Origin of the sequence: Streptomyces sp. NPDC048258, assembly GCF_043201995.1 — a bacterium.
GTDB lineage: Bacteria > Actinomycetota > Actinomycetes > Streptomycetales > Streptomycetaceae > Streptomyces.
The window spans coordinates 42,803-63,616 of the sequence record NZ_JBICZH010000001.1; the positions used below are offsets into that span (position 1 = coordinate 42,803).

Below are 20,814 nucleotides of genomic sequence, written 5' to 3' on the forward strand. Positions count from 1 at the left end.
CGGGGGTGTCACGCCCGGGCGGCTTCTTCCGACGGGACCGACGGGACCGACGGGACCGACGCGACCGACGCGACCGACGCGACCGACGGGCCCCGGGCCGCATCGGCCGAGGACGCGATCACGCGGGTGGTGGCCGGCCGCGTACCGCGGTCCAGGCGGAGGGCGATCACGGCGAGGAAGATGGCGGTGACCGTCATCGCGGCGCCCGCCCACGCGGTGGCGGCGAAGCCGAGGTCCGCGTCGATGACGGTGCCGCCGAGCCAGGGGCCGCCGGTGTTGCCGAGGTTGAACGCGGCCGTGGTGGTGGCTCCGGCCAGGGTCGGGGCGGCGCCGGCCACGTTGAACATGCGGGCGTTGAGCGCCGGGGCGGTGAAGAAGGCCGAGACGCCGAGCAGGAACGACAGCGCGATCGCCGCGACCTGCACCGACGCGAGGAGGGCGAGCGCCGTCAGGAAGACGGTCGACGCGGTGATGCCCCAGATCATCACGCCGAACAGGTGCGCGTCGGCGACCCGCCCGCCGACGGTCGTGCCCACCAGCGCGCCCACGCCGAACAGGCCGAGGATCCACGGGACCCAGCCGGAGTCCAGCCCCGCGACATCGGTGAGCAGCGGTGACAGGTAGCTGAAGGCGCAGAAGACGCCGCCGGCGCCCAGGGCGGTGATGCCGATGGATAGCCACACCTGGCGGTCGCGGTAGATGCGCAGCTCGCGCCCGAGCGAGGGCTTCTCGGCGGGCAGCGGGATCTTCGGGATCAGCGCCAGGATGCCGACGAGGGCGATGGCGGAGGCCGCGCCGACCGACCAGAACGCGGAGCGCCAGCCCAACTGCTCGCCGAGGAAGGCGCCCGCCGGTACGCCGAGGACGTTCGCGATGGACAGGCCGCCGATCATGACGGCCATCGCGCGGGCCCGCTGGTCCTTGTCGACCATGGCGATGGCCACGGCCGCGCCGACGGCCCAGAAGCCCGCGCAGGCGAGGGCGGAGACCACGCGGGAGGCGAAGAGGAGCTCGTACGAGGGGGCCAGCGCGCCCGCGATCTGCCCGAGGCCGAAGAGGCTGATGAGGGAGATGAGGGTGGTGCGGCGCGGGAGGCGCAGGGTGGCCACGGCCAGCAGCGGCGCCCCGACGACCATGCCGATCGCGAAGGCGGATATGAGCAGGCCCGCCTGCGGGATGGTGACGCCCATGTCCTCGGCGATCGGCGGCAGGAGCCCGGAGAGCATGAACTCGCTGGTGCCGAGCGCGAAGACGGACAGGCCGAGGATGTAGACGGCAACGGGCATGCGGGGGCGTGCGGGGGCTGCGGGCATGACTGTCACCAACCATGGCGAACGGGACCACATTCCCGCTGCCACGTGAGCTGGGTGAGCTGGGTGAGCTACGTGCTACGTGAGCCCGGCGAGTTCCGCGGCGAGGTTGGCGCGGGCCGGGGCCTCCCAGTGCGCGGTGCCGTACGGCGTACGGAAGAGCCGCGGCAGGGCGAGCAGCTGGCGGAGGACGGCGGCGCGGCCGGCGCGGAAGGCGTCGTCCGGGACGAAGCCGTACTCGGCGCGCACGGCGGCGGCGTAGGCGGCGTACGCCTCGGGCGGGCCGGCCAGGACGGCCAGGTCCGCGTCGCAGAGCACCTCGCCGTCGGTGTCGCCGGGGGCGGGGTCGTGGGTGACGGTCAGCCGGACCAGCCGGGCCACCTCGGCCGTGCGGTCGGGGTCGACGCCGAGCTCGGGCAGGGCCCGCTCGGCCATGGCGGCGCTGCGCTCCTCGTTCTCGGAGCGGTCGGGGCGGTAGACGGCGTCGTGGAACCAGGCGGCGAGCTCGACGGCGGCGGGGTCGGCGGCGTACGGCGCCAGTACGTCTATCCGTGCCAGTACGTCGGCCAGGTGCGCGGTGGTGTGGTACCGGCGCTGCGGCTCCGCCCAGGCGGCCAGGAGGCGGTCGGCGTAGGGGGCGGGGTCGCCGCTCGCCCCGGCGGCGATGAGGGTCGCGGACCAGCGGGCCCGGAGAGCGGTGGTGTCGGCGGTGGTGTCGTTGCGCGGGGTCCCTGTGTCCATGGGCACATTGTGGGGGTGGCGTGATTGTGCTGGTGGAGCGAGGGCGGAGGCCCGTACTCTTAATATTGGACTAGACCTATTTTCCGTACCGGAACAAAGGACGGCATCGAATGAGCAACCGTGCGCTCCTGGAGGTGATCGCCCTCGACGTGGAGGACGCGGTCGCGGCCCAGGCCGGTGGAGCGGACCGACTGGAGCTGGTCACCGACATGGCCGCCGACGGGCTCACCCCGCCGCGCGAGACCTTCGCGGCGATCAGGGCGGCGGTCGACATCCCGCTGCGCGTGATGCTCCGCATGTCGGACGGCTTCGCCGCGGGTGACGTCTCCAGGCTGGTCCGGACGGCGCGGGAGCTGCGGGCGGAGGGGGCGCGGGAGTTCGTACTCGGCTTCCTGAACCCGGACGGGAGCCCGGACCTCGCGGCGGTCGAGGCGGTGGTGACGGAGCTGGACGGCTGCAGCTGGACCTTCCACCGGGCGATCGACCGGGCGGCGGACCGGGACGGCCTGCGCAAGGCGCTGGCCGATCTGCCCGGCCTGGACACCTACCTGACGGCGGGGTCGGCGGCCGGGGTCGACGAGGGCCTGCCGGTGCTGCTCGCGGAGGCGGCGCGGCGGGGTGAGCCGGGGTACGGGGCGCGGATCCTGGTCGGCGGCGGCCTGACCCTCTCGCACCTGCCGGTGCTGCGCGGGGCGGGCATCGACGCCTTCCACATCGGCGGCGCGGCCCGCCCCTCCGGGTGGGGCCGGCCGGTCTCGGCGGCCGCCGTCGCCGAGTGGCGGGCGGAGCTGGCCTGACCGGCGCGGCGCCGTTGTCGGGGGCGCTGCCCCCGAACCCCCGCGCCTCAAACTCCCCCAGCTACCGCTGGGAGGTGCCCCCAGGCGGGGCTGGATTTTGGTTGATGCCGTCTGCCGGGTGCGGGCTGGATTGCCCGGAGGGCAATTTCAGCCCCGCCGGCGTTTGAGGCGTGGGGGTCCCCCGGACGGAGTCTGGGGGAGGGTCTGGGGCGGAGCCCCAGCAGTGGACCCGCAGGGTCAGGACAGGGCGGCCGGGAGCGGGGCCGAGTGGAGGGCCGTCAGGCCCGAGACGGCGCGGGTCAGGCAGACGTACAGGCGGCGCAGGCCCGTGCGTTCGTCCGGCTCGCCGTCCACGATCGCCGCGGGCTCGTCCAGGACGACGTAGTCGTACTCCAGACCCTTCGCCAGCGACGCCGGCACCAGCGTCAGCCGGGCCTCCGCCGTCGTCTCCTCGCCCGGCGACAGGTACGCCAGCCCCGCCTCCGCGAGCGCATCGGCCAGCACCGGGACACGGGCGTCCGCCGCGATCAGGCCGATCGACCCCTCCTGCGACAACGACGCACGGCACGCCGAGATCACCGACTCCGTCAGGTCCGCCGTGTGCGTGACGACCAGCGACCCCGGCGTCTCGCGGACCGAGGAGACCGGGGCCAGCCCCGGGGAGATCGACGGCAGCAGGCGGGAAGCGTACGCGATCACCTCGCGCGGCACGCGGAACCCCGCCGTCAGCTCCTCCAGCACCGCCTGCGGCTTCCCGAGGTGCGTCAGCGCCTCGTCCCAGCTGCGCGTGGCCCACGGCGTGGTGCCCTGCGCGAGATCGCCCAGCACCGTCGCCGAACCCGTCGTGCACCGCCGCCCCACCGCCCGGTACTGCATCGGCGACAGGTCCTGCGCCTCGTCGACGACCACATGCCCGAGCGAGTGCGTGCGCTCGACGAGGTCGGCCGCCTCGTCGATCAGCACCAGGTCCGCCGCCGACCACTTCGCCGACTTCACGCTCCGGAACGGCTTCGGCCACAGGAGGAGCTTCTGCTCGTCCGCCGTGAGGACGTCCTGCGCGTGCAGCGCCAGGAACTCCGGGTCGGACAGCAGGCGGAGCACCAGCTTCGCCGGTTCGACCGGCGGCCAGATCTCCTTCACCGCCGCCTTCACCGCGGGGTTGCGCGCCACCGCGTCCTGCACGCGGTCGTCCGGCGCCTCGCCCGCCTGCTCCATCCGTACGAGCACCGCGTGCGCGATCCGCTGCGGCAGCGCGTCGCGGGCCGCGCCGTAGCGGATGTCGCGGTTCTGCAGCTCCTCCACCATCTCCGCGAGCTCGTACGACGGCACCCGCCAGCGGCGCGAACCGCGGACCACCATCAGCGCCTCGGCGGGCTGCGTGACGTGCGATGCGAGGGCGCGGCGCAGCACCTGCGCCATCCGGGCGTCGCCCTTGACCACGGCGGTTTCGGCCGCGTCCGTGCCGCGTACCTCCAGGCCGTCGCGCGCCACCAGGTCATCGACGGTGGCCTGCTTGACCTCCAGCTCGCCCAGGGCTGGCAGGACCTGCTCGATGTACTGGAGGAAGGAACGGTTCGGCCCGATGACCAGGGTGCCCGTACGGGCGAGGCGCTCGCGGTGCGCGTACAGCAGGTACGCCACCCGGTGCAGGCCGACCGCCGTCTTCCCGGTGCCGGGGCCGCCCTGTACGCAGACGGAGCCGGACAGGCTGGAACGGACGATCTCGTCCTGCTCGGGCTGGATCGTCGCCACGATGTCCCGCATGGGGCCGACGCGCGGGCGCTCGATCTCCTGCTGGAGCAGCTTGCTGACCGCGGCCGCCTCCGCCGGGTCGGAGAGGTGCTCGTCCTCGTACGCCGTCAGCTCGCCGCCGGTGTAACCGAAGCGGCGGCGCAGCCCGATGTCCTGCGGGTCGGTCTTGGAGGCGCGGTAGAACGGCTGGGAGACGGGCGCGCGCCAGTCGATGACCATCGGGTCGCCGTCGGCGTCGTGCACGTGGCGGCGGCCGATGTAGAACTGCTCGCCCTCCGCGCCCTCGGCGAGCTCCGCGCCCGGAGCGTGCAGATAGTTCAGGCGGCCGAAGAAGAGGGGCGTGTGGGCGAGGTCGGCGAGGGCCTTGATCCGGTCGTCGATCTGGGCCTGGAGGACGATCGCGTTGACCCAGTTCGCGGTGACGTCGCGGATGTCGAGGGCCTCGACGTCCGCGCGCATCGCGCGGAGCGCGGCGCGGGAGGCGGTGAGGTGGGCCCGTTCGCGCGCGAGCGGGCCGATGTCGGATGCGGGGGCGTGCGCGGGCACGGGACTGCCTCCAGCTGCTGGGTACGGAACAGATGGCCCGCCGGTTACCGAGCGGCGGGCGGCTCTCCCCGATGAGGCGGCGGGAGGCGGCAAGAGCGGAGATTCTAGCCACCGGGCCGAGCCCGCGCGAATGGATTTCGGGGACCGGAAGTCCCTTCCCACGGGGACACCCGTCCGGGTGGCGCGACGGGGGAGTCATCCCTCGGGCAGACCCACTAGGGGGTGGCATGGGCCGGGAGGAGGAGGCGGGACGCCCGGGGGTTCCGCCCCCAGGGCGATGTGCCGGCCGGTGCGAAAACGCACCATGGATACATGAGCACCGCAACCTTCACCCCGATCCAGGGCGGCCGACCCGCGGGCGCCACCGCCACGTCCGACTCCCGCCCGCGGCTGGGCTTCGGCGGCATGCTGCGCGCCGCGAAGGTCTTCGCGGCGGCCGCCGTCAGCGTGGTCGTCCTGGGCGAATACGCCGAGGACGCGGGCGTGGTCCGCCGCTGAATCCGGGCAGGCCGGTCAGGGTCACGCGCGCCTGTCGCCGCCCCGTTCCCGGCCACTGACCGTCGGGCGCCGGGCGCCGGGCCGCGCCGCCGACCCCCCGCCCTGCCGGCGGCCTCGGCCCGCCCCGCCCCGTGCGGGCACGTCTGCTGGGGCGCTGCCCCAGACCCCGCGCCTCAATCGCCGGCGGGGCTGGATTTGGCCGATGCCGCCTGCCTGGCGGGCGTGCAACGGCGCTCCGCGCCTCTTCGCCCCGGCGGGCTGGGTTGCCCGCAGGGCACTTCCAGCCCCGCCGGCGTTTGAGGCGTGGGGGTCCCCCCGGACGGAGTCTGGGGGAGGGTCCGGGGCAGCGCCCCGGCAGCGGCGTGGCAGGCGGCGTCTGCGCGTTCGCGCGCCCGCCCGGCCGGAGCCGCGCCCGGAGCCGTGCCCGGCGGCTGAGCCGCATCCGCCCGCCCGGAGCCTTCCGTACGCCGGGACCTGCCCGCCGCCGGAGGCTAGTCGGTGGCCAGGAGCTCGTCGGCGTCCATGATCCGGTAGGCGTAGCCCTGTTCGGCCAGGAAGCGCTGGCGGTGCGCCGCGAAGTCCTGGTCGATGGTGTCGCGCGCGACCACCGAGTAGAACCGCGCCTCGTGGCCGTCCGCCTTCGGCCGCAGCACGCGGCCCAGCCGCTGTGCCTCCTCCTGGCGGGAGCCGAACGTACCCGACACCTGGATGGCGACCGTCGCCTCGGGCAGGTCGATGGAGAAGTTCGCGACCTTCGACACGACCAGCACGCTGATCTCGCCCTCGCGGAACGCGTTGAACAGCTTCTCGCGCTGCGCGTTGGACGTCTCGCCCTTGATGACGGGCGCGTCCAGGTGCTCGCCGAGCTCGTCGAGCTGGTCGATGTACTGCCCGATGACGAGCGTCTGCTCGCCCTGGTGCTTGGCGACCAGCGCCTCGGTGACCTTCCGCTTCGTCGCCGTCGTCGCGCAGAACCGGTACTTCTCCTCGGTCTCGGCGGTCGCGTACGCGAGCCGCTCCGACTCCGTCAGATTGACCCGGACCTCGACGCAGTCGGCGGGCGCGATGTAGCCCTGCGCCTCGATCTCCTTCCACGGCGCGTCGAACCGCTTCGGCCCGATGAGCGAGAAGACGTCCGACTCGCGCCCGTCCTCCCGTACGAGGGTGGCGGTCAGGCCGAGGCGCCGACGCGCCTGGAGGTCCGCGGTGAACTTGAAGACCGGCGCGGGCAGCAGGTGCACCTCGTCGTAGACGATCAGGCCCCAGTCGCGGGAGTCGAAGAGCTCCAGGTGCGGGTAGACGCCCTTCCGCTTGGTCGTGAGGACCTGGTACGTGGCGATCGTGACCGGCCGGATCTCCTTCCTCGTACCGCTGTACTCACCGATCTCGTCCTCCGTCAGGGAGGTCCGCTTGACCAGCTCGTGCTTCCACTGGCGGGCCGAGACGGTGTTCGTGACCAGGATCAGCGTCGTCGCCTTGGCCTTCGCCATCGCCCCGGCGCCGACCAGCGTCTTGCCGGCGCCGCACGGCAGCACGACCACACCGGAACCGCCGTGCCAGAAGCCCTCGACGGCCTGCTGCTGGTACGGGCGCAGCGCCCAGCCGTCCTCGGCCAGGTCGATCTGGTGCGCCTCGCCGTCGACGTACCCGGCGAGGTCCTCGGCCGGCCAGCCCAGCTTGAGCAGCGTCTGCTTGATCTGCCCGCGCTCGGAGGGGTGCACGACCACGGTGTCGGGGTCGAGCCGCGCCCCGACGAGCGGGGCGACCTTCTTGGACCGCAGGATCTCCTCCAGCACCGGCCGGTCGGTGCTGGTCAGGACCAGCCCGTGCACGGGGTGCTTGGAGAGCGTGAGGCGGCCGTAGCGGGCCATCGTCTCGGCGACGTCGACGAGCAGCGCGTGCGGGACCGGGTAGCGCGAGAACTCGACGAGCGCGTCGACGACCTGCTCGGCGTCGTGCCCGGCGGCCCGGGCGTTCCACAGGCCGAGGGGGGTGATCCGGTAGGTGTGGATGTGCTCGGGAGCCCGCTCCAGCTCGGCGAAGGGGGCGATGGCACGCCGCGCGGCTCCGGCGAGCTCGTGGTCGACCTCGAGAAGGAGTGTTTTGTCGCTCTGGACGATAAGTGGACCATTCACGCGCGGCGCCCCGTTTCACTCAGGTCAAACCTCCATGGTGCCGTACGCCCGAGGCGGCTGGGAACCTGCCGCTCGGGTCTGGCTCAGCGGGTTCGGTCCGCCGGTGAGCCCGCCCGGTCGGTCACCCGTTCGTGTGGGTCGTACGGATTCCCGGGAGAGAACCGGATGACGACTCTAAGTTCGCGTGTGGGGATGGTTGACGGGGAGGTGGGTGGGTGGGTTCGCTGGGGGGATGGGTGATCTTCGTGTGGAGGCCGTGGGTGACGAGGGCACGTTGCGGGACTGGCGGTACGTGCACAATCTGATCATTCCGACGGATCCGCTCTCCCGAGACGACGTGCGGGAGCGGGCCGGGCGGAACGTGCTGGAGGTGGCGCATCTCGGTGACGCCGTGGTGGGGTGTACGACCGTGCGGCCGCCCCGGGACGGGGAGGCGGTGGGCACCGTCATCGCGCGGGTGCTGCCCGGGTACCGGGGCCGGGGGTACGGGGAGCTGCTGTACGCGCGGGGGCTGGCGCGGGCGCGGGAGCTGGGGGCCGAGCGGATCCGGACCGTGGTCCTGGAGTCCAATCCGGAGGGGCTGCGGTTCGCCCTCGCGCACGGGTTCGTGGAGGTCGAGCGGTACCTGCTGCCGGGGGACACCGTGCCGTTCATCGACCTCGAACTGCGCGAACCAGCCTGATCCCAGGCCGCGCAGGAGCAGGGCGAGGCCGCCGTGGAACTCCCGGTCCCGGGTGAGGGTCCGGGCGCCGCGGGCGGCCTCGGTCAGGTACGGGTACTCGGCCGCCGGGAGTTCGGCGATCGCCGTGGTGCCCGCGCCGGACAGGGCGCCGGCGCGTGTCCAGGACGGCGGGTGCCTGGGGCTTCCGGCGGGCTTGCTGATCGCGCCGGACGGCCGGGTGCCGGCCGCCGGGTACGGGGAGCACGTGGACGACCGGTGGCAGGTGGAAAACCTGCTGGCGCTCGCGCGGCGGGCACGTACCGTCCGGGCATGAACGATGATCAGCAGACCTTCGTGCCCGGTGATTTCGAGGTGCCGGGCACGCTCGCGGGCGACGGCTTCCGGCTGGAGCCGCTCGGGGAGCAGCACAACGAGCGGGATCTCGCCGCCTGGACCGGGAGCATCGCGCACATCAGGGCCACCCCCGGATTCGTGGGGCGCGGCTGGCCGCCCGTGGAGGGGATGTCCGCCGAGGCGAACCGGGGCGATCTGGCCCGGCACGCCCGGGACTTCGCCGAGCGGCGCGGGTTCACGTACACCGTCCTGGAAGGGGACGACGAGGTCATCGGGTGCCTGTACGTCTACCCGGGCAAGGACGACCCGGAGCGGGTCCAGGCCAGCTCCTGGGTGCGCGCCGACCGGGCCCACCTCGACCGCCCGCTGTACGAGGCCGTGAGCCGCTGGCTGCGCGAGGACTGGCCCTTCGACCACGGGCGGATCGACTACGCCCCCAGGTGAGGCAACGGGCCCGCGGGGTACGGGGTTTCCGCGGGCAGCAGGGCGCGCGCCGCGGCCTCGTCGCCCGCGCGGAGCAGGCCGTGGATCTTCCGGGCCAGCGGGGTGACGTCCCGGATGGCGACCGTCCACTCGTCGGCGTAGGCCCGTGAGGTGGGCCCCGACAGGCCCAGCTGGAGCGAGCGGTACGGCAGCGGGTTCAGGTGCGGGTCGCGCTCCGGGTCCCACTGGACGCGGGCCGACGTCGCGCGCAGCGACCGCTGCCAGGCGTCGCGGTCCGCGTGGACACCGGGCGAGTAGTGGGAGAGGCAGGCCCCGCGGAGCGCGTCGTCGAAACCGGACCGGGTGATCTCGATCGCCAGCACCGTCTCCTGGTCGGCCTTGGTGGCCCAGCCGCAGCGGTACATCATCCACAGGAACGACGGCTTGATCCATGTCATCCGCTCCCGCTTCCAGGCGGGCGGGAAGCGGCCGTCGCGGGCGGCCGGCACCCCGAGGGCGGGGGAGTACGCCTGGTAGACGGTGATCGTGGTGTCGGTGTGGGCGGCGCGGATCGCTCGCGGCGGTGCTTCGGGCATGGCCCCAGCCTGACGAGGCTCCGCCGCGTCGGCCAGCGGTTTTCCGGGCCGGTGCGGCGCGCCGTTGCCGGGGCGCTGCCCCAGACCCTCCCCCAGACTCCGTCCGGGGGGACCCCCACGCCTCAAACTCCCCCGGCTACCTCCCCCAGACTCCGTCCGGGGGGACCCCCAGGGAGGTGCCCCCGGGCGGGGCTGGATCGGCAGGCGGTTTCAGAGGTGTTCCTCCGCCAGCTCCGCGACCCCCGTGATCCGGTGCAGCGCGTACGTCCGCACCTCGTCGGCCGTGTGGTCGTAGCCGGTGACGAAGCCGCCCTCCACCCGGACCGGGGCGATGACCCGCTGGCTCGCCGCCCCGTCCGCGTTCACGTATCCGATCCACACGGCCGACCCGGTCAGCGCGGCCGCCTGCACCGTCGCCAGGGTCTCGGCCGCGCTCGTGCGCGGCAGTTCGCCGGGCGCGACCGCGGCGGACGCCGAGGCCGTCGGCTCCTTGCGCACGGCCGTCGCCGCCAGGTCGCCCGCGCGGATCGCCCGTACGGCCGCCCCCAGCAGCGTCTCGTCCGGCACCGGTGGGCCGTCCGGCACCGGTACGGGCGCCGAGCGGGCCGGCGTGCGGTGGGCGTCGGCCCGGGTCACCAGCACGTCGCCGGTACGGGATTCCGCGGCCGGCGCGTACCCCATGGCCCGCAACCCCTCCAGCAGGGCGGTGGGTTCGGCCAGCGCGGCCAGCACCGTCGGCGCGAGGCGGCGCAGCCCCAGCCCCGCCGACCGCTTGTCGGCCAGGATCTCGCCCAGCATCGCGTCGTCGTCGCAGCGCACGTACGAGGACGCCGAGCCGACCCGCAGGTGTCCGTGCCGCCGGGCCACGTCGTCGATCAGGTAGGCCAGCGGCTGCGGGACCGGCGTGCGGCTGTGCTCCTTGAGGAAGGCGTGCAGGTCGGCGGCGGCGTGCCCGGCGTCCAGGGCGCGCCGTACCGACCCGGGCGTGAAGCGGTACACGGTCGCGCCGCCCTTGGACTCCACGTCCGCGAGCAGTGCCATGGTGTCGCCGAGCGGGCGGCGCAGCGGGCCGGGGGCGACCGCCGTCAGGTCGGCCTGGAGCAGCACGTGGTCCACCGGCTCCGGCAGCAGCGGGCCCAGCAGCGGCGCCGGGTCGCGGTGCTCCAGCAGGGCGCGGCCGAAGGCGCTGAGCGCGCCCCGGCCGGTGACGCCGAGGACCTCCGCCTCGGTCAGCGTCCAGTGCGCGAGGCGGGCCCGCAGGTCGCTCGTTCCGCGTACGGGACGCTCCCACGCGAGCCGGTCGAGCAGGGCGTCCGGGTCGGGGGAGGCGCCCTCGGGCAGGGCGGCGAGGAGTTCCAGGACGCGCCGGCGCACCTCGGGGGCGGCGGAGCGGTCGAGATCGGGGCCGAGTACCGAGAGGGTGCGGCCCTTGCCGTCCTGCTCGCCGGCCAGGCCGGCTGTGCGGGTGGCCGGCAGCCAGGCCGCCGCGAGGGCCGACCAGCGTTCGGCGGGTGGCAGTTCGCACCAGTCGTCGAAGGCGGGGGTGGGCGCGTACCGCTCGTCCGCCTCCGCGTCGCCGGCCAGCAGGCCGGCCGCGTAGGCGAGTTCGATCCAGAACGCCGCCGCGGACTCGGTGGTGTCCAGGGTGGCCGCGGCCCGCTTGAGGTCGCGTACGGAGAGCCCGCCCGCGCGCAGCACCGGCGGACCGGCGTACTCCCAGGACTTCACCAGCTCCTCGACGGTGGACAGCGCGCCCAGCGCCTGCCCGGCGGCGTTGGCGTCCACAAGCTGTGGACGGTGCTCGCGGTGTGCGGGGACGGGCGGAGCCGCCGGCGCGGTGTCCCGGTGCGCGAGTCCGCCGCGCAGGTGCAGTGCCACCTCGCGGGGCAGGACCACGGTCCGCGCGGAGGCGGGCAGCAGCAGGCCGTGGTCGCGCAGCCAGCGCACGGGCGCGGTCGGGCTCGGGGTGACCTCCCCGTACGGCGGCCCCCACACGAGCCGCCCGAGCACCTGGTGGGCCTCCGCGGGGGCCTGGTCCAGCAGGGCCGACATCCGCTCCGGGTCGGTGAACAGCCCGGTCAGCGCCGATACCGCGGACACCGGGTCGTGGGTGGCGGGCAGTCCGGCGGCCGCCACGATCTCCTGGATCCGGGTCGGCGACATCCCGGCCGTGGCCTCGGCGACGGTGGGGCCGAGGCCGGTCGGGGAGGGCCGCTGGGCCGACGGGGCGAGCAGTTCGCGGGCGGTGCGCACCAGGCGCAGCCGGTCGTCGTCGCCCCAGACCAGGGCCTGGTCGCGCAGGGTGGCCAGGGCCCGGGGGAGCGCGGCGCGCGCGCCGTTGTCCTCCCCGGTGGTGCCCTCCTCGCCGGTCAGCAGCGATTCCAGCACCGGGTACGGGCACGGGTCCGGGGCCACCGCCAGGGCCTCGGCGGTCTGCAGCGCGAACCGGTCAAGGCGCTCCAGCGCCCGTACCACCGAGGCCCGGGTGCCGGCGCGGGTGGCCAGCTGCGTCACGTCGCCGGGCACCGGGCTGAGCAGGTCCGGGCGGGCGTGCAGCAGCGCGGCGAGCGCCGAGTCGTCGCGGGCGCGCAGCGCCTCGGCGAGGGAGCGCGGGGCGCCGCTTCCGCCGGATCTCCCCGCAGTGCTTGCCTCGGGCACAGTCGCCTCCTGGTCGCGTCGGCCGGTCAGTCGGCCGGTCCCCATCCGGTCAACGGTATCCGCTGCGTCCGCGACAGCTCCACGGGCGCACGCGCTACCTTCGGGTCAGGCGGTAGGGGAGGAGCCGGGGCGTGGGCATCGAAAGCGATCAGTTGGTCTACGAATATCTGAGCCGCGTCGGGGACTTGGCGCAGCGGCGGCAGCTGTCCTCCGGCGACCGGATGCGGTTGGTGTCGGGGCTGCGGGACGAGATCGACCGTCGGCGCGCCAAGTACGACCCGGAGACGCCGGCCGCCGTACGGGCCATCCTGGAGCGGATCGGCACGCCGGAGGAGGTCCTGGACACCCTGGGCACCCTCGGCGCCCCCGGCACGCGGTCGGGGCCCTCCGGGGCGGCCGCGGATCCGGCCCCGGCGGTGCCCACCCAGCGGGGTCCCGGCCGCCTGGGCCGCAAGCGGGTGCCGCCGCCGCGCCCGGAGGCGGAGCCGCGGAACGTGCCGCCGCACCTGGCCGGGCTCGACGAACTCGGCCCCTCCGGCGGGGCGGAGCCCGACTGGTGGCGCGTCGGTCCGGCCGCGTACGGCTCGGGCCCGCAGGTCGACGGCTTCGCGGGCGGGATCGAGTTCCCGGAGCTGTTCAAGGACGGCCCGGAGGAGGACGAGGAGCCGGAGTCCCCGCCGCCCGGCCCGCCGGAGGGGCGCGCGCGGGGCCTCGTACGGTTCCTGCGCGAGCGGCGGCGCGCGAGGAAGGAAGCGGCGGCGGAGGGCGAGCCGGAGGCCCCGGCGGCGGCGGCCGCCGCCCGGCCCCGGCCGAACGCCTTCCTGATGCTGGCCGCGGCGGTCCTCGTCGTCGGCGCGGTCACCGGCTACTGGCTGTTGCTCGTCGTCGGCTGGCTGCTGCCGTACGCCTCGCGCGTGCTGCGGCCCGCCGAGCGCAAGTGGGCCGTCTTCGGCCCGCCCGGCGCGGTCCTGGCGGGGGCTGCGGTGTGGCTGTGGGGCCGGCTGAACGGCAAGTGGGGCGAGACCCTGGCCGAGGACCAGGTGAGCGGGGTGCTGCACGGGATGTGGCCGTGGCTGCTGCGGGGCGCGGCGCTGGCGTCCGTCCTGTACCTGGTGTGGCGGGCCCGTCGCCGCTGACGGGCCCGCCGCGCGTCCGCCGGTCTCGGCCAGGGGTCTCGGCCGCGGTCTCAGCCGAGGGGGACGATCGTCTGCTTCTCCTGCACCGGCCGGCGGTCGGCGGCGTTGACGAGGTCGAGGAAGCCCGGCGCCTTGGCGACCTCCAGCAGCTGCTCCTTGGTGACGGGCGCCGAGGTGTTCGACTCGTCGTGCGGGCCGACGGACAGCAGGACGTCGCTGTTGCCGTAGTGGAAGAAGACCCGGGACTCGGTGACGGTGCCGGAGTTGATCGGTGCGGTCGCCGCGTTGACCTCGGTGCCGTCGGGCAGGGTGGCCTTCGCACAGGTCTGGCCCTTGATCTCGCGGCAGGGCCTCGCCGTCGTGCCCGGGTCGGAGGGCCGTACCGAGAAGATGACGGTGAACGTCTTGCCGTCCTTGGCGGCCTGGTAGAGGTTCACGTTGAGGTCGGTCCGCCGCACGGTGCCGACCGCCTCGGGCAGCAATCCCTGGAGCACGCCGACGGCCTGGTTCTGGAAGTTCTCCTGCCGTGCGCGCTCGGCGGGCGGCAGCGCGGACATCGGCGTCTCGCCCGGGGTCGGTTCCAGGTGGACCGGCGGCTGCGGGCCGGCGTCCGGCGGAGCCGCGGCCACCCCGATCACCCCGGCCGCCTCCTGGTTGCCGCCGCCGTCCGGCAGCGCGAACGCTCCGGCGACGCCGATCGCGACGACGGCCAGCACCCCGCCGCCGATCGCCGCCCGGACGCGTGCCTTGCGGCGCATGCCCTGGGCGCGGGCCGGGCCCGCCAGGTCGGGCAGCGCGGGCAGTTCGGCGGTCGTACGGTCCATCGCCTCCCGGACCAGGAGAACGGCCCTTTCGGCGGCGAGGTCTCCGTTGAGGTCTCCGTTGAGGTTTTCGTTGAGGTTTTCGTTGGTACCCATGACGTTTCCTCAGCTCTCGGTGGCGTAGATGTGGGCGTCGCCGAGCTGCGTGCGCAGCTTGGCCAGTGCGCGCGAGCACTGGCTCTTGACCGTGCCCTCGCTGCAGCGCAGCAGTTCGGCGACCGTCTCGATGCTCAGGTCGTCCCAGTAGCGCAGGACGACCATGGCCCGGGCCCGCGGCGGCAGTGCGGCCAGTGCGGCGAGCAGGGTGACGCGCAGGTCCGCGTGTTCGGGCACGGGCGGCGGCGCGGCGTGCGTGTGGGCCAGGAGGTCCCGCAGCCGTCGGCGCCGCTCGGCGAGGAAGGTGCGGGTCAGTACGGTTCTGGCGTACGCGTCGGGATGGTCGGCGGCGGACGCCCGCCGCCAGTGCTGGAACAGCTTCGCGAGCGTCGTCTGCGTCAGGTCGCGCGCGCCGTCGGCGTCGCCGCACAGCAGGTACGCGGTCCGGTACAGCTTGCGCTGACCGGCCCGGGCAAAGGCCTCGAAGTCGTGCTCGGTGCCTGGTGGCATCCGCCGTCCCCCTCACGTCGTGTGTCTCACCCCTGTCCTGAGCGCTGCCGCCCGCAAAAGGTTGAGCCCGCCTTCGAGGTTGCCTTGCGGCCCGTCTGCTGGGGCTCCGCCCCGGACCCTCCCCCAGACTCCGTCCGGGGGGACCCCCACGCCTCAATCGCCGGCGGGGCTGGGTTGTGCCAGCCGGACGGCATCGGCAAATCCAGCCCCGCCTGGGGGCACCTCCCAGCGGTAGCTGGGGGAGTTTGAGGCGCGGGGGTTCGGGGGCGGAGCCCCTGACGGCGGCGCCGCGGCCGTTTCCCCTGTTGTAGGCCCGGCGTCGGCCTGCGGTCGGCCTGGTGTCGGTCCGCCTCGGCACAATGGAGGGTATGAACCTCACCGTCGGCTTCGACCTCGACATGACCCTCATCGATTCGCGCCCGGGCATCAAGGCCGCCTACCAGGCACTCTCGGCCGAGACGGGTACGTTCATCGACGCCGACGAGGCGGTCACGCGGCTCGGGCCGCCGCTGGACGAGGAGCTCGCGTACTGGTTCCCGGAGGCCGAGATCCCGGCCATGGCGGACCGCTACCGCGAGATCTATCCCACATGCGCCATCGAGCCGACCCCGGCGATGCCGGGCGCCCGCGAGGCGATCGAGGCCGTCCAGGCGCTCGGCGGCCGCGCGATCGTCGTCACGGCCAAGCACGAGCCCAACGCCCGCCTGCACCTGAAGCACCTGGGCATCGAGCCCGACGCGGTCATCGGCTGGCTCTGGGCGGAGGCCAAGGCCGGGGCGCTGCGCGAGTACGGGGCGCAGGTCTACGTCGGCGACCACGTGGGCGACGTACGCGGGGCCCGCAAGGCCGGCGCGCTGTCCGTGGTCGTGCCGACCGGGCCGTGCCCCGAGCCGGAACTGCGGGCGGCGGGGGCGGACGTGGTGCTCACGGACCTCACCGCGCTGCCGCAGTGGCTCGCGGAGTACGTCGCGGCACAGCCGGTCTAGTGCTGTGGCCGGAAAGGTTCGCCGGGGTCACGGGGGTCACGCCTGCGAGCCCACCCGGGTCACGCCTGCGAGGCCCGGGCCGCCTTGCGCTGCGCCGCGGCCGAGCGGAGCACGCCCGCCGCGGAGATGGCGAAGCCGACGCCCATCAGCATGCACACCGCCCACGCGTACGACGGGAACGGGTCGATGTCGAGGAACAGCGGGGCCATCGTCACGAGCGTGGCCACGGCGCCCGCGATGAACACGATGCCGCCGGTCTTCACCAGTGCGTCGCCGGGCCGCGCTTCGTCGGAATGAGGAGTAACAGTCACCCGACCAGGGTAGTTCCCAGGCCGAAGCGGCCGAAGCGGCCGCCCGCGAAGGACCGGGGAACGTCTTGTCACCCGGCCCTCGACCATTAGCCTTGAGGTGGCGGGTCATCCATGACCCGCTGCGCTGTTATCCGGAGCCGTTCCACGGCATTCCGGACCCCGACGAGCACAAGGACAGAGGACGGACGTGCCTACCGGCAAGGTCAAATGGTTCAACAGTGAGAAGGGCTTCGGCTTTCTCTCCCGCGACGACGGCGGCGACGTCTTCGTCCACTCGTCGGTGCTCCCTGCCGGGGTCGACTCCCTCAAGCCCGGCCAGCGCGTCGAGTTCGGCGTCGTCGCCGGGCAACGCGGTGACCAGGCACTTTCGGTGACGGTACTGGACCCGACGCCGTCCGTCGCGGCGGCGCAGCGCCGCAAGCCCGACGAGCTGGCCTCGATCGTGCAGGACCTCACGACGCTGCTGGAGAACATCACTCCGATGCTGGAGCGCGGCCGCTACCCCGACAAGGTGCACGGCGGGAAGATCGCCGGCCTGCTGCGCGCGGTGGCCGACCAGCTCGACGTCTGAGCCGTACGAACGACGGTGCCCCGCCACTCGCGAGAGTGGCGGGGCACCGTCGTTCTCGAGGACTTCCGAGGGCGTCCGCGGACTACGGGAAGGCCAGCGAGCCGGGCGAAATGGCCGGTACCAGCCCCTCGGCCGCCGCCCGGGTCAGCAGCCCGCGCACGGCCGCGTAACCGGCGTCGCCGAGGTCGGCGGTGAACTCGTTGACGTAGAGCCCGATGTGCTGGTCCGCGACGGCCGGGTCCAGCTCCTGCGCGTGGGCGCGTACGTACGGGCGGGACGCCTCGGGGTCGTCCCAGGCCATCCGGACCGACGTACGGGCGGACTCGGCGAGCGCGCGCAGCCGCTGCTCGCCCAGCGAACGCTTGGCGATGATCGCACCGAGCGGGATCGGCAGGCCGGTCGTGGACTCCCAGTGCTCGCCCATGTCGGCCAGGCAGTGCAGCCCGTAGTCCTGATAGGTGAACCGGGCCTCGTGGATGACCAGTCCGGCGTCCACCCGGCCGTCGCGCACCGCCGGCATGATCTCGTTGAACGGCAGCACGACCACCTTGCCGACCCCGTCGGGCAGCACGTCCGCCGCCCACAGCCGGAACAGCAGGTACGCGGTGGAGCGTTCGCTCGGCACCGCCACGGTCTTCCCCGCGAGGTCCACACCCGGCTCACGGGTCAGGACCAACGGGCCGCAGCCGCGCCCCAGGGCGCCGCCGCAGGGCAGCAGCGCGTACTCCTCCAGCACCCACGGCAGCACGGCGTACGACACCTTCAGCACGTCCAGCTCGCCGCGCTCGGCCATGCCGTTGGTGATGTCGATGTCGGCGAAGGTCACGTCGAGGGCGGGCGCGCCCGGGACGCGGTTGTGCGCCCAGGCGTCGAAGACGAAGGTGTCGTTCGGGCAGGGCGAGTAGGCGATCTTCACGGCGTTACCGCTCATGGCGTTCTCCCCAGTTCGCGAGTACGGGCCCCAGCGTGCGGAAGCCGTCGGCGAGGGCGGCGAGGGCGTCCCCGATCCGCCAGGCGGCACGGTCACGCGGGCCCACGGCGTTGGACACGGCGCGGATCTCCAGTACGGGCAGCCCGTGCGCGACGGCCGCCTCCGCGACCCCGAAACCCTCCATGGCCTCGGCCCCCGCCATCGGGTGCCGGGCGGCGAGCTCGGCGGCCCGGGCGGCGGTCCCGGTGACGGTGGAGACGGTCAGCACGGGTGCGAGCAGCGCCCCGGTCGCCTCGGCGGCGCGCGCGGCGAGCTCGGGCGGCGGCAGGTGCACGCTGTGCCCGAAGCCGAGAGCCCGTACGTCCACGAAACCCTCGGGGGTCTCGGCGCCCAGGTCGGCGGCGACGATCGCGTCCGCGACCACGAGGGAGCCGGGCGGGGCGGCGGGCTGGAACCCGCCGCCGATGCCGGCGGAGACGACGAGCGTGTAGTCGGCGAGGACCAGGGCGGTGGCGGCGCCGGCGGCGGCCGCCGCCGGGCCGACGCCCGCGACGAGGACGTCGAAGGCGACGCCCGGGAGGTCCCGCCGGGTGATGCGGTAACCACCTGGCAGGGTGCGCGACTCAGGACCGGGAGCGTCCGGATGAGGGGTCAGACCGGCCGCGACGGAGTCTGCCTCCGCCGCCACCGCGGTCACGACGAGCGCGCGCACCGGTGCCGTCCGGTTACTTGAGCTTGAGGTCGAAGGTCCAGACGGAGATCGGCTTGCCGTCCTCGCCGAGCTGGACGAACGCCAGCTTCTTCGAGGCGGGGGCCTCGCCCTGGCCGCCGGTGGCGAAGACGTCGGCGCCCGGGAAGCTGCGGTAGGTGTTCTCGGACGGCTCGGTGATCTGCTGGCCGTCCAGGAACGCCTGCCACTTCTTGCCGTCCTCGACGACCTCGGGGTCGACCCCGAGACGCAGGGTGTCACCCCGCCCGTACTCGAGGGTCTTGGAGTTCTTCGCCTCGGTGAGGCACTCCTGGAGCCTCTCCATGGTGAGCGACTCCTTGCCGTCGTGGCAGGCGGCTTCGGCGGACACCGACGAGGTGCCGACCGTCACGGTGGCCAGCGACGTCGGCTTGTCGCCGCATGCGGAGAGGAGGAGGAGGCCGGCGGAAACGGCTCCGAGGGCCGCGACGCTGCGGCGGGCCCTACCCGAGAAAAGCGGTGCGGTCATGAGCCGAAGGCTATCGGGCCCTTGGGCTGCGCCGCAGCATGGGGTCCCCTGGCCTGCGGTGCGGCGTGGTGTTCGGGTGCGGCGCCGTTGCCGGGGCTCCGCCCCGGACCCCGCGCCTCAAACGCCGGCGGGGCTGGATGTGGCGGGCCTGGATGTGGCGGGCCTGGGTGTGGCGGGGCCTGGGTGGTGGGGCTGGGTGTAGTGGGGCCGGGTGTCAGGCCACCCTTGGGCGGGAGGTGCCCGGGTGGTGGTGGCGGGGGGCTCCTACGAGGCCTCGGTAGGCCATGGTCGTGCCCAGGGCGACCATGGCCGCGGCCACCGACATGCCCAGGACGCCGTTCAGGGGGAGGACGATGCCGATCGCGCCGCCCAGCACCCACGCCACTTGGAGCACCGTCTCCGACCGGGCGAAGGCGGAGGTGCGCACCGCCTCCGGGACGTCCCGCTGGATCATCGCGTCCAGCGACAGCTTCGCCAGCGCCTGGCAGAAGCCCGCCGTGGCGGCGAGCACGGCCATGAAGAGGCCGCTGAAGAAGGCCGCCGCCAGGATCGCGACCCCGAGGGTCAGGCTCAGCACCGCCGCGATGATCGCCTCCGGCGCCCTGGCCCGCAGCCACGCGCCCACCGCCGTACCGCACGCGTTGCCCACGCCCGCCGAGACGGCCACGATCCCCAGCGACACCGCCGCGCTCTGCCCCGCCAGGGGGTGCTCGCGCAGCAGGAACGCCAGGAAGAAGATCAGGAAGCCGGACAGCGCGCGCATCGAGGCGTTCGCCAGCAGGCCGCACAGGACCGAGCGGCTGACCGTCCGCAGCCCCGGCCGCCGCGAGTGCGCCTCGTGCGTGGAGAGCCGGGCCCGCCGCTCGCCCTTGGCCTCGTCCACCTTGTGCGGCAGCGTGAACGCCGCGAAGGTGCCCCAGATGAAGATCACGCAGGCCCCGTACAGCGGCCACTCCGGCCCGATCGCGTGCAGGGCGGCGCCCACCGGCGCCGCCACGCCCGTGGCCAGCAGGCCCGCCAGCGTGACCCGGGAGTTCGCCTTGACGAGTGAGAATTTGGGCGGCAGTAGCCGCGGGACCACGGCGCTGCGCACCACTCCGTACGCCTTGGACGCGACCAGCACCCCCAGCGCCGCCGGATACAGCTCCAGCCCGCCCGTGGCCACCGCGCCCGACATCATCAGCGCCAGCAGCGCCCGGGCCAGCATCGCGGCCGCCATCGAGGCCCGCCGGCCGTGCGGCAGCCGGTCCAGCATCGGGCCGATCACCGGGGCGAGCAGGGTGAAGGGGGCCATCGTGATGGCCAGGTACAGGGCCACCCGGCCGCGCGCCTCGTCCGTGGGGACGGAGAAGAACACCGTCGAGGCCAGCGCCACCGTGATCATCATGTCGCCGGCGCCGTTGATGGCGTGCAGCTCGATCAGCTTGCCGAGGCCCGATTCACCCGCCCCGTGCGCGTGAGTGGCCCGCCGGATGCCGCGCGCCGTACCGGTGATCGGCAGGTGCAGGGCACGCCCGACGGCCCGGCCGGCCCGCCTGGCCGGTCCCGAGCCGTCGTCGGACGACCGTACGGGTGCCACCTGGCCATAGTGCCCCACGGGGCCCTCCCGGACCCCTCCCGGCGCGTCGCGGACGCTCCCTCACTCGTGGGCTTGTCCGCGAATCGGACCTTGCATGTGGGCCCGGGGCTTCGGAGGAGGTAGCGTGCGTAGCGCGCCACCGGCGGTTGCTCTTGGCCGCGCGCCTCTTCGCGATCCCGCAGAAT

Annotated in this window: 20 protein-coding genes; 7 read left to right on the forward strand and 13 right to left on the reverse strand. The window is 74.1% G+C overall.

The window, feature by feature from the left end; genetic code table 11:
• Positions 1-8: 8 nt before the first annotated feature.
• A complete protein-coding gene (locus ACGFYQ_RS00240) occupies positions 9-1,286 on the reverse strand; it encodes a Cmx/CmrA family chloramphenicol efflux MFS transporter (protein ID WP_393739664.1) in 1,278 nt (425 codons plus the stop codon).
• A gap of 102 nt (positions 1,287-1,388) precedes the next feature.
• Positions 1,389-2,051 carry a hypothetical protein gene (locus tag ACGFYQ_RS00245; RefSeq protein ID WP_393738303.1) on the reverse strand — a complete coding sequence of 221 codons (663 nt, stop codon included), beginning with the start codon at positions 2,049-2,051 and terminating at the stop codon, positions 1,389-1,391.
• 110 nt (positions 2,052-2,161) lie between these two features.
• Between ACGFYQ_RS00245 and ACGFYQ_RS00250 the strand changes: the two genes are divergently transcribed.
• A complete protein-coding gene (locus ACGFYQ_RS00250; RefSeq protein ID WP_393738305.1) occupies positions 2,162-2,848 on the forward strand; it encodes a copper homeostasis protein CutC in 687 nt (228 codons plus the stop codon).
• A gap of 237 nt (positions 2,849-3,085) precedes the next feature.
• Here ACGFYQ_RS00250 and ACGFYQ_RS00255 read toward each other — a convergent pair whose 3' ends face one another.
• Positions 3,086-5,146 (reverse strand): HelD family protein, encoded by a 2,061-nt coding sequence (locus ACGFYQ_RS00255; protein WP_393738307.1) that lies wholly within the window; start codon positions 5,144-5,146, stop codon positions 3,086-3,088.
• 312 nt (positions 5,147-5,458) lie between these two features.
• Between ACGFYQ_RS00255 and ACGFYQ_RS00260 the strand changes: the two genes are divergently transcribed.
• Positions 5,459-5,644, forward strand: coding sequence for a hypothetical protein (locus ACGFYQ_RS00260; RefSeq protein ID WP_393738309.1), 186 nt, complete (start codon positions 5,459-5,461; stop codon positions 5,642-5,644).
• 491 nt (positions 5,645-6,135) lie between these two features.
• Here the strand turns inward: ACGFYQ_RS00260 and ACGFYQ_RS00265 are convergent, their stop codons facing one another.
• Positions 6,136-7,779, reverse strand: coding sequence for a DNA repair helicase XPB (locus tag ACGFYQ_RS00265; protein ID WP_393738311.1), 1,644 nt, complete (start codon positions 7,777-7,779; stop codon positions 6,136-6,138).
• 232 nt (positions 7,780-8,011) lie between these two features.
• Here ACGFYQ_RS00265 and ACGFYQ_RS00270 point away from each other — a divergent pair, with 232 nt between their 5' ends.
• Both ACGFYQ_RS00270 and ACGFYQ_RS00275 read left to right on the forward strand, forming a co-directional pair.
• Positions 8,012-8,461: a GNAT family N-acetyltransferase gene (locus ACGFYQ_RS00270; RefSeq protein WP_393738313.1), complete on the forward strand. Its 450-nt coding sequence runs from the start codon at positions 8,012-8,014 to the stop codon at positions 8,459-8,461.
• Between the two features lie 309 nt (positions 8,462-8,770).
• Complete coding sequence (locus ACGFYQ_RS00275) at positions 8,771-9,238, forward strand: N-acetyltransferase (RefSeq protein ID WP_393738315.1); 468 nt, start codon at positions 8,771-8,773, stop codon at positions 9,236-9,238.
• Here the strand turns inward: ACGFYQ_RS00275 and ACGFYQ_RS00280 are convergent.
• Positions 9,223-9,813, reverse strand: a complete 591-nt coding sequence (locus tag ACGFYQ_RS00280) for a DUF4291 domain-containing protein (RefSeq protein ID WP_393738317.1) — start codon at positions 9,811-9,813, stop codon at positions 9,223-9,225. The genes ACGFYQ_RS00275 and ACGFYQ_RS00280 overlap by 16 nt on opposite strands.
• 210 nt (positions 9,814-10,023) lie before the next feature.
• Entirely contained in the window at positions 10,024-12,516 is a 2,493-nt protein-coding gene (locus tag ACGFYQ_RS00285; RefSeq protein WP_393738319.1) for a helicase-associated domain-containing protein, read from the reverse strand.
• 86 nt (positions 12,517-12,602) lie between these two features.
• Here ACGFYQ_RS00285 and ACGFYQ_RS00290 point away from each other — a divergent pair, with 86 nt between their 5' ends.
• Positions 12,603-13,607, forward strand: coding sequence for a hypothetical protein (locus tag ACGFYQ_RS00290; protein ID WP_393738321.1), 1,005 nt, complete (start codon positions 12,603-12,605; stop codon positions 13,605-13,607).
• Between the two features lie 50 nt (positions 13,608-13,657).
• On the opposite strand, the gene ACGFYQ_RS00295 is transcribed toward ACGFYQ_RS00290, so the two are convergent.
• Positions 13,658-14,524, reverse strand: coding sequence for a hypothetical protein (locus ACGFYQ_RS00295; RefSeq protein WP_393738323.1), 867 nt, complete (start codon positions 14,522-14,524; stop codon positions 13,658-13,660).
• A gap of 9 nt (positions 14,525-14,533) precedes the next feature.
• Entirely contained in the window at positions 14,534-15,034 is a 501-nt protein-coding gene (locus tag ACGFYQ_RS00300; protein ID WP_393738325.1) for a SigE family RNA polymerase sigma factor, read from the reverse strand.
• 368 nt (positions 15,035-15,402) lie between these two features.
• Between ACGFYQ_RS00300 and ACGFYQ_RS00305 the strand changes: the two genes are divergently transcribed.
• Positions 15,403-16,020, forward strand: a complete 618-nt coding sequence (locus ACGFYQ_RS00305; protein ID WP_393738327.1) for an HAD family hydrolase — start codon at positions 15,403-15,405, stop codon at positions 16,018-16,020.
• Positions 16,021-16,079: 59 nt separating this feature from the next.
• Here ACGFYQ_RS00305 and ACGFYQ_RS00310 read toward each other — a convergent pair whose 3' ends face one another.
• Positions 16,080-16,331 carry a hypothetical protein gene (locus ACGFYQ_RS00310; RefSeq protein WP_362395699.1) on the reverse strand — a complete coding sequence of 84 codons (252 nt, stop codon included), beginning with the start codon at positions 16,329-16,331 and terminating at the stop codon, positions 16,080-16,082.
• A gap of 187 nt (positions 16,332-16,518) precedes the next feature.
• Here ACGFYQ_RS00310 and ACGFYQ_RS00315 point away from each other — a divergent pair, with 187 nt between their 5' ends.
• Positions 16,519-16,902 carry a cold-shock protein gene (locus tag ACGFYQ_RS00315; protein ID WP_393738329.1) on the forward strand — a complete coding sequence of 128 codons (384 nt, stop codon included), beginning with the start codon at positions 16,519-16,521 and terminating at the stop codon, positions 16,900-16,902.
• Between the two features lie 82 nt (positions 16,903-16,984).
• Here the strand turns inward: ACGFYQ_RS00315 and ACGFYQ_RS00320 are convergent, their stop codons facing one another.
• The 4 genes from ACGFYQ_RS00320 to ACGFYQ_RS00335 all read right to left on the reverse strand — a co-directional run bounded on the left by ACGFYQ_RS00320 (position 16,985) and on the right by ACGFYQ_RS00335 (position 20,647).
• Entirely contained in the window at positions 16,985-17,833 is an 849-nt protein-coding gene (locus ACGFYQ_RS00320; RefSeq protein ID WP_393738331.1) for a 1,4-dihydroxy-6-naphthoate synthase, read from the reverse strand.
• Positions 17,823-18,545 (reverse strand): futalosine hydrolase, encoded by a 723-nt coding sequence (locus tag ACGFYQ_RS00325; RefSeq protein WP_393738333.1) that lies wholly within the window; start codon positions 18,543-18,545, stop codon positions 17,823-17,825. The genes ACGFYQ_RS00320 and ACGFYQ_RS00325 overlap by 11 nt, the downstream gene beginning before the upstream one ends.
• Before the next feature lie 13 nt (positions 18,546-18,558).
• Complete coding sequence (locus tag ACGFYQ_RS00330) at positions 18,559-19,050, reverse strand: DUF2771 domain-containing protein (protein ID WP_393738335.1); 492 nt, start codon at positions 19,048-19,050, stop codon at positions 18,559-18,561.
• A gap of 214 nt (positions 19,051-19,264) precedes the next feature.
• The gene (locus ACGFYQ_RS00335) at positions 19,265-20,647 is read right to left on the reverse strand and encodes an MFS transporter (RefSeq protein ID WP_393738337.1); all 1,383 of its coding nucleotides are present in this window, start codon (positions 20,645-20,647) and stop codon (positions 19,265-19,267) included.
• Between the last annotated feature and the right edge of the window lie 167 nt (positions 20,648-20,814).

Coding starts and splice junctions, on each gene's coding strand:
- ACGFYQ_RS00320 (WP_393738331.1), bottom strand. CDS start 17,833: ATGAGCGGTAACGCCGTGAAGATCGCCTACTCGCCCTGCCCGAACGAC.
- ACGFYQ_RS00250 (WP_393738305.1), top strand. CDS start 2,162: ATGAGCAACCGTGCGCTCCTGGAGGTGATCGCCCTCGACGTGGAGGAC.
- ACGFYQ_RS00330 (WP_393738335.1), bottom strand. CDS start 19,050: ATGACCGCACCGCTTTTCTCGGGTAGGGCCCGCCGCAGCGTCGCGGCC.
- ACGFYQ_RS00245 (WP_393738303.1), bottom strand. CDS start 2,051: ATGGACACAGGGACCCCGCGCAACGACACCACCGCCGACACCACCGCT.
- ACGFYQ_RS00260 (WP_393738309.1), top strand. CDS start 5,459: ATGAGCACCGCAACCTTCACCCCGATCCAGGGCGGCCGACCCGCGGGC.
- ACGFYQ_RS00300 (WP_393738325.1), bottom strand. CDS start 15,034: ATGCCACCAGGCACCGAGCACGACTTCGAGGCCTTTGCCCGGGCCGGT.
- ACGFYQ_RS00270 (WP_393738313.1), top strand. CDS start 8,012: ATGGGTGATCTTCGTGTGGAGGCCGTGGGTGACGAGGGCACGTTGCGG.
- ACGFYQ_RS00280 (WP_393738317.1), bottom strand. CDS start 9,813: ATGCCCGAAGCACCGCCGCGAGCGATCCGCGCCGCCCACACCGACACC.
- ACGFYQ_RS00240 (WP_393739664.1), bottom strand. CDS start 1,286: ATGCCCGTTGCCGTCTACATCCTCGGCCTGTCCGTCTTCGCGCTCGGC.
- ACGFYQ_RS00275 (WP_393738315.1), top strand. CDS start 8,771: ATGAACGATGATCAGCAGACCTTCGTGCCCGGTGATTTCGAGGTGCCG.
- ACGFYQ_RS00305 (WP_393738327.1), top strand. CDS start 15,403: ATGAACCTCACCGTCGGCTTCGACCTCGACATGACCCTCATCGATTCG.
- ACGFYQ_RS00295 (WP_393738323.1), bottom strand. CDS start 14,524: ATGGGTACCAACGAAAACCTCAACGAAAACCTCAACGGAGACCTCAAC.
- ACGFYQ_RS00285 (WP_393738319.1), bottom strand. CDS start 12,516: ATGGGGACCGGCCGACTGACCGGCCGACGCGACCAGGAGGCGACTGTG.